Here is an 11,816-nt window from a genome sequence, read left to right on the forward strand (position 1 = left end):
GAAAGACAATAGACAACTATGGGAAATCCAAAAGCATTCTTAGAGATACACCGGCAAGAAGCTGGCTATCGTCCAATACATGACCGTATCCACGACTTCGGTGAAGTGGAGCAAACGCTCAATACCAAGGAACGCAAAGCACAGGCATCACGCTGCATGGACTGTGGTGTTCCATTCTGCCACTGGGCTTGTCCGCTGGGCAACAAACCACCCGAATGGAACGATGCTTTGTATCGTGGAGACTGGGAACTTGCCTATCGGCTACTCAATGCCACCAATCCGTTCCCTGAATTCACAGGACGCATCTGCCCAGCATTGTGCGAGAAAGCGTGCATTCTCAATTTGATAGAACACGAACCCACTACCAACCGAGAAGATGAAGCCTCTATCACAGAAGCCGCATTCCGTGAGGGTTATGTTATTACCCACCATCCCAAGCGCAACGGCAAACGCGTGGCTGTCATCGGAGCAGGTCCTGCCGGCCTAGCAGCAGCTAATGATTTGAATCTAAAGGGTTATGAGGTGACCGTCTATGACCGTCATGAAGCTGCCGGAGGTCTGTTGCGTTATGGTATTCCCAACTTCAAACTCAACAAGGCCATTATAGACCGACGCATGAAAGTGTTGTATGATGAAGGTATTAAGTTTGTATTTGAAGCCGATATCGACCTACAGCATCTGTCGCTCGCCAACGAGTTTGATGCCGTAGTGATTGCCACCGGTACACCAACAGCACGCGATTTGAAGATTCCCGGACGCGAACTCAAGGGAGTTCACTTTGCACTCGACATTCTCTCACAACAGAATAGAATACTCGATGGTATAGAGTTTAAGAAAGACGAAATCGTCACCGCTAAGGGTAAAGACGTGCTCGTCATTGGTGGCGGTGACACCGGTAGCGACTGTATTGGTACAGCCCACCGTCAGGGTTGTAAGAGCGTGACACAGATAGAAATCATGCCTAAGCCACCTGTAGGACCAGAAGATCCTAAAAATCCATGGCCTGCATACCCCAGAACTCTCAAAACTACGAGTAGCCACGAGGAAGGATGCACCCGTCGCTGGAATATCAATTCACTTGAATTCATAGGCAAGGACGGTAAACTGACTGGTGTACGCGTGCAAGAAATAGATTGGAAACCCGATCCAGAGGGCGGTCGTCCACTCATGGTGGAAAAGGGAAAACCAGAGATTATCAAAGCCGAACTGGTATTACTCGCTATGGGATTCCTCAAGCCCGAACATCCACAGTATCCCAAGAATGTTTTCGTTTGCGGCGATGCTGCCAATGGCGCCAGTCTTGTGGTACGTGCATTAGCAAGCGGTAAACAGACTGCCGCCAAGGTGGATGACTTCCTCAAGAAATAACATCACAAACAATACAAACACAAAAACCATTGCGTGCAGACCGAATCCATTCGTGTCTGCACGCTTTCATTTGCTATTTACGCTTGATAAGCATCATCGCCACGATAGGAGCACCTACCAGTGCTGCCACACTATTGACGGGCAGAGCGCCTTCAAAACCGGGCAATCGCGACAACAAACAGCATATCAACGTAAGCATAATACCAGAAAACAAGGTGGCAGGCATTAACCATCGATGGTCTGAGGTGCGAAACAAAACACGCGCCAGATGGGGTACAGCCAATCCAATAAACATGATAGGACCGCAATAGGCAGTCACTACAGCAGCAAGCAAACCCGAAGAAACGATAATCAAGGTGCGTGAGCGACGGATATCAAGTCCTAAATTTCGTGCATAATTATCTCCCAATAGCAACATGTTCATCGACTTGATGAGCAGCATACTCATAGGCAACAACACCGCCATCATAACGGTAAAGACCATAAGTTGTGTGCCACTGGTGCGTGTGAAGCATCCCAATCCCCACACCACATACGCCTTGACATCCTCTTCAGCACTGAAAAATTTCAGAATGCCTATTATAGATGTGGCAAGATAACCAGTCATCACACCGATAAGTAGCAACGTAACATTTCCCTGTACGTATCTTGCCACAAATATGATGAGTGCTAATACGAGCAATGAACCAGCCATAGCGGCAATAGTCATAGCTACATCGCCCACATAACCCAATCTACTCAATGCCACACCACCAATGGAACTGCTCAACAGCACAACGAATGCCACACCAAGCGAAGCACCGTTAGACACACCAAGCACCGACGGTCCTGCCAAAGGATTGTGGAAAACGGTCTGCATCTGAAGTCCACTCACCGCCAGACCTGCGCCTGCCAAGAGCGCCGTAAGCGTCTGTGGAAATCGTGAGTTCCATATAATATTACTCCAGATGGTAACCTCCGTGGCATCATATCCCGTAGTATCGAGTCCAAGGAGTATGTCTGTCACGGCACGCAAAGGTATCGTTACCGTTCCGATAAGGATGTTGAACAGGAAAAGGACGGCCACTCCCACAAGAGTGAAAGCCATCATGATGGCAGGACGATGTTTCACTTGTATAGCTATATTATTGTTTCAACAGATGATAGAATGTCGGTTTGTAATCCTTCGGCATGAGTTCGGGATGGAAAATGGCAACGAAATCAGCCAAAACCTTATCAGGACAGACAGGAGAAATCTCGTAATACGGTTGGCGTTTCATATTGCAATAGATCACGTGGCGGTCATTATAAGCCTTAAAGAGCTTATTACGAGGTTCCGATTTAGCAAGTGCTTCATAGGAAAAGTCACCCGGAAAACTATTCAGAATACGCCAATAGTCGGCTTGCGCAGCCTTGACATACATCGCTTCGAAGTCGATGGGCTCACCTCCGGTATTATCGTCTTGGATAACATAGTCTGCACCTGCATCACGGAAGATCTGTGCCAAATAGTTCTTTCCGCCTACAGCATGCCAGTTACCACCGTGCATTTCACCGCTAAACACAGTAGGACGTTTGTCATTAGCCTTTGCCACTTTCTCCTTCAACGCCTCATAGCGGTCGGCAATCTCCTGAAAAACAGTATTTGCTTCACGCTCCCTGCCTACGAAAAGAGCCACAAACTTAATCCATTCAGCCTGTCCCAACGGGTCGAGTTCCTTAAAGCCGAGATGTGGCACAAGCGTCACACCAGTCTTCTTGATGGCATCATAACCACCTCGTTTGAATGGCGATATGAAGATCACATCAGGTTTGGCAGCCATCACCAGTTCGGGATCAAAGTTGCCTTCCATACCTATTTTCACAATATCACCAGCTTTGACACGAGCCTTGATCTGCTTATCAAAGAGATTTTTTGTACCCGTAATACCCTTCACCACTTGCGTAGCGTCAAGGACAGTAAAGTTTGAAAGTTGCAACATGGTCATCAGTACGACACTACGCACAGGTACCTCTATCTTAGTATATCCGTCAGGAATCTCATCAGTGGCACCTCTATTGACAAGTGCAAAACGATAGGTCATACCTTTTCCTTTCTGTGGGTCCTTCACTTCCACTAATCGGATGCCGTTACCGGGATATTCCACATGGAATCCCTTGGCATATTTTGGCTGTACTATACTCAGACTGTCGGTAGCTTTTGACAGTTCGGCAGACTGCCCATCTTGTTGTTTTTTATTGCCTGTACACCCCACTGTTACAGCAAGGAAAGCGATGAAAAGATAAATGTAGAACTTCTTCATGTTCGTCAGTTATTATGTTTGTTTTGTTATTCTTCATTCAATATAATGATCTCCAACTGTCCATTGGGCAACAACGGATGACACACCCGATAGCAATAACCAGTCAACACATCGATAAAAGCCTGTTGGCGGTCGGCGGGCACGATAGTCCATAGTTCACGTGCCAGAGTCATTTGCAGCGCCCTACGGCACACATTCTCATCACATCCAGCCTCTGCCAGCATCTTAGCAATGAAGTCTTTGTCCATCGTACAACGCTTGCTATGGGTATCCAGATGTCCGGCTGCCAATTTCACCGCCTTGCCCATCATCATCACCAAACATACTTGCGCAAACTGCAATTGTTGCGCAATCTTCAAGGTATCACCGATATAGTTGCCATACTCCACAAAACACTGTGCTGGCAATGTTGGAAAGCGGTTGCGAACCATTCTTTCGCTTTTCGCACCGCTATTGATAACAACCGTATCAAAACCTGCAGCCTTTGCCACTGTCATACATTTGCGGATGCTATCAACGAAGGCTTGCTCTGAAAAAGGTTTGATAATGCCCGACACACCAACGATACTGATACCGCCCTCAATGCCTAATCGTGGATTAAACGTATGTTGTGCGAGTTCTTCACCTCCCACTACAGACAGCGTCACACATACCGATGCCTCATGAAGATTACGGTGTATCATCTGTCGCGGCACCTTGTTGATGGCAGCTTCACCTGGTGGATAATCAAAACCAGGAAGTGTGAAACGACCGATACCCTCACCACCTTTGATGGAAAGCGGCTGTCCTGTACAGGTCACCGCAGCACGTATTTCCGCTCCTTTGGTAATATCAGGGTCGTCACCACTTGGTTTGATCACATACGCATACCCCATGCCATAACCCACCGCCACAGGTATTGTCTCACCGTTGGGCAGCATGACATCGACCGTATCGGTTTGTTGTTTGCCCATCAACTGACGATAGGCAGCCACAGCAGCAGCAGTAGCACAAGTACCCGTAGTCAGCCCGCTATGTAGCGGAAAGAACTCAGGCAACAGTTTTTCTACCATCAATCGCAGTCCATGTTCACCGTTTACACTCTGAAACGACTGCGGCATAGCTGGTCTGCGGATAGCAATCATCTTCATATTGCGCCGTCTGGCTTCATCCACCTTTTGTTGGAAACCACCCGAAAGTCCGCTCTCCTTCAGTATCATGACATCTGCATGGAGTTGATTTTCCTGTCCGTATCGGATGAGTTGATCCATGCTCACACCACAAGCCAAAGCCTTGATCAGGCTCGATGGTCGGTCCAGAATATGATAATACATCTTGATGCCATGGTTTTCCAATACTTTCAACCGGGCAATACTCTGTACCCCCGTAGTGGCTTCCACTGTCGTTCCAGGTTGTTTGCTCAATAGTTGTACCACGTCGTCATAGGAATCCACCCATGTGATGTCCGTATCACGTGGAGGAAAGATGCGTTCAAACCTGATGACGGGCAACCGCAATTGATTTGCCACCCTTGCCACCGTATAGTGCAGTATGGTGGCAAAAGGATGGGCAGCATCCACCAGCAGACGTATCTGCTTCTGTTGACAAAACGCCAACATAGCCTCTTCTGTCATGGCACCTTGTATGGCAATGCCATGACAAAGTTCCACTTCCTGCTCTCCCGTCTTCGTGGAATAGTAGAAAATGTTACCAGCCTCTTCCAGTTCGGCAACGGCTTTTCGTCCTTCTGTGGTACCTCCCAATACCAGTATCATTCCTTTGTAGCTTTTCTAAAAAGATGTGTAAAATGACTGCTGTATAGTTCCGACAATCCATGTCGATTATCGATAGCCTCTCCCACAACAATCATGGTGGTCAATGTCAAATGGTTATCTTTGACAATAGCAGATAGCTGATCGAGCCTGCCGCGGTAGATATGCTGGTCAGGCCACGTCAGATGGTAGCATGCAGCAACGGGTGTATGGGACGGATACTCCTGCAACAACTGCCGTTGCACATCATCCACAATAGATGCACTGAGGAAGATGCACATCGTACTTTGACTTCGTGCGAGGAGATGCAGTTTTTCCTTTTCAGGCATAGGCGTACGCCCTTCACCGCGTGTAAGTATTATCGTTTGGCAACGCTTAGGTATGGTAAACTGCGAGCGCAACTCTGCTGCAGCCGCCAAGAACGATGATATGCCCGGTGTGATATGATAACTGATGGCATTGTCATCAAAGAATGCCATTTGTTCCTGTATAGCTCCAAAGATACAAGGGTCTCCCGTATGGAGTCTCACCACTAAGAGTCCACGGTCGGTAAACGATTTCATCAGTTCGCATTGCTCTTCCAATGCCATCGAAGCACTACTTCTCACCACAGCCCCATCCTTCGCACAGAGCGTGAGTTCGCGCGGTACAAGACTGCCAGCATATAATATAAGGTCTGCTGTCTCTAAGAAACGGCGTCCGCGCACAGATACCAAATCAGGATCACCGGGGCCTGCCCCAACTATTTCCACGTGTCCACGACGTTCATAGCGAGGTTCGACAGCCATGGCAAGTGTCCAGTGTGTACCCTTCTGCTTGGTCATCAACAAGTCGTTGGTGGCTGCTCCCAACATAGCCGCAGCTTCACAAACGCTCTTAGTGCCTACGTGGTTTTCCACCACTGCGCTGGGTGTGGGCACCTCCTTGGTATTGAGTTCGTCGGCAGTCAATAGTTGCACAGGCGCTTCTTCCTGTAGTTTTCGTATGATAGGTTCGTCAGCTTTCACATCAATAGTATGCCAAGCGACGATTGCCTGCTGCATGATGCGATGATCACTGATACACTTGCAGATGCTTTGCAAGTGAGTGATGGGCGCTTGATGTGCCAGTCCGATGCCGGCATGCAGGCACTTAGGCGAATACCACACGGTCGGCAATTGAGTTTCGGGCATTACAGGCCCCACCACCAAAAGTAGTTTATAGCGTTCCATGTCGATGTCTTCCGCATGATAGAACACGCTGACGTGTGGCAAACAATGGCTTTCCATCCAGTCAGTACCCTTGTCTCTTGTTTCCAACAACAATGCGGTAGGCTGTTGGGCAACAAACAGAGCAATCTGTTGATTGATGTGTGTATCAGCCATGACCCATCCAAAGCGTTGTGCCAATATGTCGAGAGGCCACAAATCATTTAAGTCACTCTGCGTAGTGATGACAGCTTCTGCCCCTATGATATGTGCAATATGCCGGGTGAGTTCGTTGGCACCCCCCACATGTCCTGATGCCACGGCAATGGCATGGCGTCCGCAGGTATCTACACAAACCACTGCAGGATCAGTATGCTTGTCTTCCAAGAGCGGTGCTATCGTACGTACACAGATGCCCAGCGCGGCAATAAATACAAAAGCCTCGTAGTATTTCCAGCTTTTTTCCACGTCTTTTACCGACAAGATATCGGCATCGGTCTCTCTGGCCATCGTTTCTGCCAGCATCCGCTGATCTTCCGAAAGGATAATTATTGCTTGATGCATTTCCTTATTGTTATAGGGTTATAATCGTTAAGTGTCAGGTGTAATGGCGTTTGTGGTGTGAGCGGAAGGCTCTGACAGGCTTCTTCAAAGAGTCTGTTGCTCTCTTCCGTCACACAGTTCATCACCATACAGCCTCCCGATGGCAACACTTCACAGAGTTTTGCCATCATTTCTTTGAGTTTTCCGCCATGTCCTCCGATAAACACACTGGTAGGTTTGGGCAACGTATCAAGATGCTGCAGCATGAAATCGCCTATGACAGTCTGTATGCCTGGAGTACCAAATCGGCGCGTATTCTCGCGCATGAGCGCCTCCCCCTCCTTTCTTATTTCAAATGCCACAATATCTATTGTGGGATAGAGCCGTTTGGCTTCTATCGATATGCTACCAGTACAGAATCCCACATCCCACAGCACACTATCGGCATGGAGTCCCAGCTGTTGGATGCTCAACAGTCGGAAGGGCATCTTGGTAATCATCTTGGGTCTGCCATCAAGTATGGAGAAATCCTCGTCGGGTATTCCCATGGGAACATTTTCACGGAATTCTTTCTGCAACAGTATGCAGCAGTTTGGTTGTTCAAAAGAGAGCGATGCCGCCTGTTCAATACTGATTTGACAGATATGCTCCGTCTGTGGGTTTCCCAAGTGTTCGCCAATGGCTATTTCGTAGTTGTCATAACCATAGTCCAGCAAGCGCTGTGCAATGGTAGCCGGCGTATGGTGACGGTCTGTGAGACATCCTATCTTCTGTTTTCCAGTTATCAGTGCCGCATCGAGGGCATTCCATGGTCTTCCTGTGAGCGATACAAGCGTCATGTCGTGATAGGGCAAAACGAGTCGATGTGCCAACATTTGGAGGGAATGAAACGTGGGTACGACGCGGATTGGAGCCTCAGGAAACTGTCTTTTCAACGTTGTTGCAAAACCATAGAATAATGGATCGCCAGATGCAAACACCACGATGTGTCCCTCACATGCCATATATTGCCTGAACACATCCGCAAGCGGAACGGTGATATCTATCCACTGTGCACCATGTGGCAACCGTTCCGCCATGATTTCATGATGTCGGCTTCCACCCGAAAACACCGTCGATGTAGCGATAAGCTGTTCCACTTCTGAAGGAAATACTGGATTGGGATGGTCGTTGATACCTATGACTGTAAACTGTAACATCATCGATTGTGTTTTATTATAAATCTCTTCCCGGCACGAGTTGAATGGCGTCGTCGAGTGTCATGATGGCATTACACAGTGTTGCAGCAATATTACTGCCACCCTTGCGCCCTTCAACAATGACCTTGGGTACGTCAGCAAAACTCTTCACCATATACTTAGACTCCTTCACATGTACGAATCCAACAGGTGCAGCCACGATACCTTGCGGTCGTGCTTTACCCTTACGCATCAGTTCGCAAAGTTCGATAAGTGCTGTAGGTGCGTTGCCAAAGGCAAATAGTGCATCGGGATGTTCCTCCACAGCCAGTCGTATGCCAGCCTGTGTCCGTGTGATATGCTGTTGGGCTGCTATCTGTTCCACTCTTGAATCGTGTAGATAGCACTTCACTTCCAGTCCTAACCGTTGCAAAGCACCCTTGCGTATGCCGCTCTCCACCATGGTGACATCGGTCACGATGGTCTTGAGCTTTCCTTGTCTGATACGCTCAAAGATGCACTCCGCAGCACCCTGATCTGTATAGAGCACATTCTCCATTTCGAAATCGGCAGTGGTATGGATGGCATGTAGCAATAGCCAACGATGGTCGGTGGGATAGTCTTTGCGGTGCAGCTCTGATAGAATAGTGTGAAAACTCTCGGTCATAATACCCGCACCTATCGACTTTTCACTCTCTTTCTGACCATATTTCTGTATATAGCCACGCGGTGTTATCATCTTGTCGGCAAAGGCAAAGGTCTGCGAATTACCTATGATGACGATGGTCAGCATATCAATATCATCCGGATTGAGCTTTCCGAGCGTGGTAAGCACTACCGTTTCTCCTTCACGCCCAGCCTGCCTGACATAGCCGACGGGGGTTTCAGGACTTCTGCCCGCGTTGAGGAATATCTCCTTGAGACGTCCCAACTGCCAATAGCGCTCGTTGGAACGTGGGTTATAGACGGCAGTCACAAAGTCTGCCTGTGCTGCCGCAGTGATGCGACGTTCTATAAGATTCCATGGAGTCATCAGGTCAGAGAGTGAAATCACACAGAAGTCGTGACTGACAGGAGCGCCCAACAAGGCGCCTGCCTTCTGAAAAGCGGATATGCCCGGATGCACGATAACCTCTACATCCGACTGACTTTTCGCCTTCATCTCCCATATCAGCGATGCCATGCCATAGATGCCGGCATCGCCCGACGACATGACAATCACCTGATGGCCCAGTTCTGCCAGTTGAAAAGCTATTTTTGCACGCTCATACTCACGCTTCATTCCAGTGTCGATACACTGTGCGGTATCGGGCAGCAAGGGTTTTATAAACTGGAAATAGAACTTATATCCCACCACGACATCGGCTTGTGCGAGGGTTTCTCGCACAGCCATTGTCATGTCGTCCATACTTCCCGGACCTATTCCTACAACGATGATTTGTTTCATAACTTAATTTTTAATCCAGCTACCAACATACGTCCCGGTGAATAGAGTGCATAGCGTCGCAGGCTGCTGTCTATTCGGTTGTCCGTCTTGTTGAATATGTTGTCTATACCCAAACTGGGCTCTACGGTCAGATGGCGAGCCAGCGAGAAGGTGTGTGTGGTATTGATATTCCACACCCCATAGCCCGGTGCATCCTCGTAAGCCGCATAATAGGTTTTCGATTGTAGTCTGCCATTGACATTAGCCGACAAGCGGTAGATGCCCCAAGCGCGGCTATAACTTGCCGACAGCGTAAGTGCATTCTTGATACTGCGGTCGAGAATCTGCCATTCGTCGCCCGATTTCGATTGTGCATAGGTATAGGCATAGTTCACATTGAAGTTGAATCCATCGACAGGATTAGCGTAGATGTTGACCTGTAGTCCTTTCACATCACCCTTGTCGCTATTGACATAGTGTGCATAAGACGTCATTTTGTTGGCTTGTTCATCTGTCATTTCAGGAAATTCAGCCTTCAGCATCTCACGCAATGGGTCAGTGAGCTTGATATTATCCTTGATAATCATGTCGTTGATGCGGTTGATATAACCCATGACCGACAGCGAGAAGCGGCTAACGCGATATTCTGCTCCCAGCGATACATAGTGGCTGGCTTCCGATTTCAAGTTTTTGTTGCCAAACGACACCTGTGGTTTTCCGCGATTGACAGAGAAGTAACGGTAATAGAGTTCGTCGAGTCCGGGAGCTCTGAATCCGTTGCTATAGGTTGCTCTGAGTCGTATAGGTCCGTTGCTAAACATCAGTGCCACCTTTGGTGTCAGTCTGCTACCAAACTCCTTATGGTAGGTATAGCGTGCACCAACGGTAGCTTTGAGGTGTAGTGGCAATGCCATTTCGTGCTGTCCATAACCAGAAAGGGTATAGGCATTATTGTCTATGTTTCCTGATGTAGTCACCAACATATCGTTGCGCCAATCAACACCGAAGATGGTTGTAGAGTTTTGGGTGAGTCCGAGTATGGCTTTCACCTCGCCATCCATGGTGCGTTGCTTCTTCGACTGCACATAATCGCCCACCTTGTAGGTTTTGGTTTCTACGTCATACTCCTTTCCATAGCGGTAACGATCTACTGTAAAATCCGTCTGAATGGAGTTTCTTGAGTTCCATTTGTATATTCCTCCCACATTCCAGCGCAGCGATTTATAGCGCATTTCATAGTCGAGACCACCGGTGATGTCGGGGTTTGTATTGGGACGGTCAGTCTTTTTATATCCATACTCCATACCCGCATTGAATGCCAGTTGCTTGGTTGTCTGCCAAGTGAAGCGCTGACTGACCAGATTGTTTCTATATCCAGTAAACAAGGGCGACAGCGATTGCTGTGTTTTGTCCTCTTCTCCCTTCACATATTCCAGTGGGTTGATGCGATAACTGTCTGCCCTATCGTGTGAAAAGGAGGTGTATGATCCGAATCCATGGCTATAGATATCTACATTGACCTGCTCGGTAAACTGTCCTTTCCCACTTACCCGCGAGTTGGAAGTGGCACTGACAAGATTGCCTGTAGGTTGGTCTGTGATGATATTGATTACTCCTGCGATGGCATCGCTGCCGTACAGTGAACTTGCCGCACCGTCGAGTACCTCTATACGCTTCACTCTTGCCATGTTGATGCGATTGAGATCTGCGTTGTTGGAGATATCTCCACTGAGTTTATGTCCATTGATGAGGATGAGAATATACTTTCCTCCGAGTCCGTTCAAACGGAGTTGCGACCCCATGGCATTAGGTGCCATGGAAAGTTGCGGCATAGTATGTGTGAGCGCATCAGCAAATGTAGTGATGCCCTGCTCTTTGATTTCCTTCGCCGAGAGTACGTGCACCGGTGTAGCAGTGACTCCCAAACGCTGATGATGCCCCGACCCCGTCACTACAACGGGATTGAGGCTCATCTGTTTGTCAGCATCTGCCGATCCGCTTTTGCTGTGGATCTGTGCCGATGCAACTATTGCGTTTACTGATAAGGCGAAGATAACGAGTAGTCTGTTGGTCTTCAAAGT

At 48.3% G+C, this 11,816-nt stretch carries 8 protein-coding genes; 1 reads left to right on the forward strand and 7 read right to left on the reverse strand.

Annotated features, from left to right (window positions below; all coding sequences use genetic code 11):
* Positions 1–18 precede the first annotated feature (18 nt).
* Entirely contained in the window at positions 19–1,368 is a 1,350-nt protein-coding gene (locus CIK88_RS04720; protein ID WP_094434876.1) for a glutamate synthase subunit beta, read from the forward strand.
* Positions 1,369–1,441: 73 nt separating this feature from the next.
* Here CIK88_RS04720 and CIK88_RS04725 read toward each other — a convergent pair whose 3' ends face one another.
* The 7 genes from CIK88_RS04725 to CIK88_RS04755 are packed head-to-tail and all read right to left on the reverse strand — an operon-like array spanning position 1,442 to position 11,813.
* Complete coding sequence (locus tag CIK88_RS04725; RefSeq protein WP_371591505.1) at positions 1,442–2,479, reverse strand: iron chelate uptake ABC transporter family permease subunit; 1,038 nt, start codon at positions 2,477–2,479, stop codon at positions 1,442–1,444.
* A gap of 13 nt (positions 2,480–2,492) precedes the next feature.
* On the reverse strand, positions 2,493–3,650 hold the full coding sequence (locus tag CIK88_RS04730) for an ABC transporter substrate-binding protein (protein WP_094434879.1): 1,158 nt from the start codon (positions 3,648–3,650) through the stop codon (positions 2,493–2,495).
* Positions 3,651–3,676: 26 nt separating this feature from the next.
* Complete coding sequence (gene cbiD, locus CIK88_RS04735) at positions 3,677–5,404, reverse strand: cobalt-precorrin-5B (C(1))-methyltransferase CbiD (protein ID WP_094434881.1); 1,728 nt, start codon at positions 5,402–5,404, stop codon at positions 3,677–3,679.
* Positions 5,401–7,152: a precorrin-4 C(11)-methyltransferase gene (cobM, locus tag CIK88_RS04740; RefSeq protein ID WP_094434883.1), complete on the reverse strand. Its 1,752-nt coding sequence runs from the start codon at positions 7,150–7,152 to the stop codon at positions 5,401–5,403. The genes cbiD and cobM overlap by 4 nt, the downstream gene beginning before the upstream one ends.
* Positions 7,137–8,333 (reverse strand): precorrin-6y C5,15-methyltransferase (decarboxylating) subunit CbiE, encoded by a 1,197-nt coding sequence (cbiE, locus tag CIK88_RS04745; RefSeq protein ID WP_094434885.1) that lies wholly within the window; start codon positions 8,331–8,333, stop codon positions 7,137–7,139. Before cbiE ends, cobM begins: the two co-directional genes overlap by 16 nt.
* A gap of 13 nt (positions 8,334–8,346) precedes the next feature.
* A complete protein-coding gene (gene cobJ / locus CIK88_RS04750; RefSeq protein ID WP_094434887.1) occupies positions 8,347–9,756 on the reverse strand; it encodes a precorrin-3B C(17)-methyltransferase in 1,410 nt (469 codons plus the stop codon).
* Entirely contained in the window at positions 9,753–11,813 is a 2,061-nt protein-coding gene (locus tag CIK88_RS04755; protein ID WP_094434889.1) for a TonB-dependent siderophore receptor, read from the reverse strand. The genes cobJ and CIK88_RS04755 overlap by 4 nt, the downstream gene beginning before the upstream one ends.
* Between the last annotated feature and the right edge of the window lie 3 nt (positions 11,814–11,816).

It is taken from the genome of Prevotella sp. P5-50 (genome assembly GCF_002251295.1).
Taxonomy (GTDB): Bacteria; Bacteroidota; Bacteroidia; order Bacteroidales; family Bacteroidaceae; genus Prevotella.

Coding starts and splice junctions, on each gene's coding strand:
- CIK88_RS04720 (WP_094434876.1), top strand. CDS start 19: ATGGGAAATCCAAAAGCATTCTTAGAGATACACCGGCAAGAAGCTGGC.
- CIK88_RS04730 (WP_094434879.1), bottom strand. CDS start 3,650: ATGAAGAAGTTCTACATTTATCTTTTCATCGCTTTCCTTGCTGTAACA.
- cbiD (WP_094434881.1), bottom strand. CDS start 5,404: ATGATACTGGTATTGGGAGGTACCACAGAAGGACGAAAAGCCGTTGCC.
- cobM (WP_094434883.1), bottom strand. CDS start 7,152: ATGCATCAAGCAATAATTATCCTTTCGGAAGATCAGCGGATGCTGGCA.
- cbiE (WP_094434885.1), bottom strand. CDS start 8,333: ATGATGTTACAGTTTACAGTCATAGGTATCAACGACCATCCCAATCCA.
- cobJ (WP_094434887.1), bottom strand. CDS start 9,756: ATGAAACAAATCATCGTTGTAGGAATAGGTCCGGGAAGTATGGACGAC.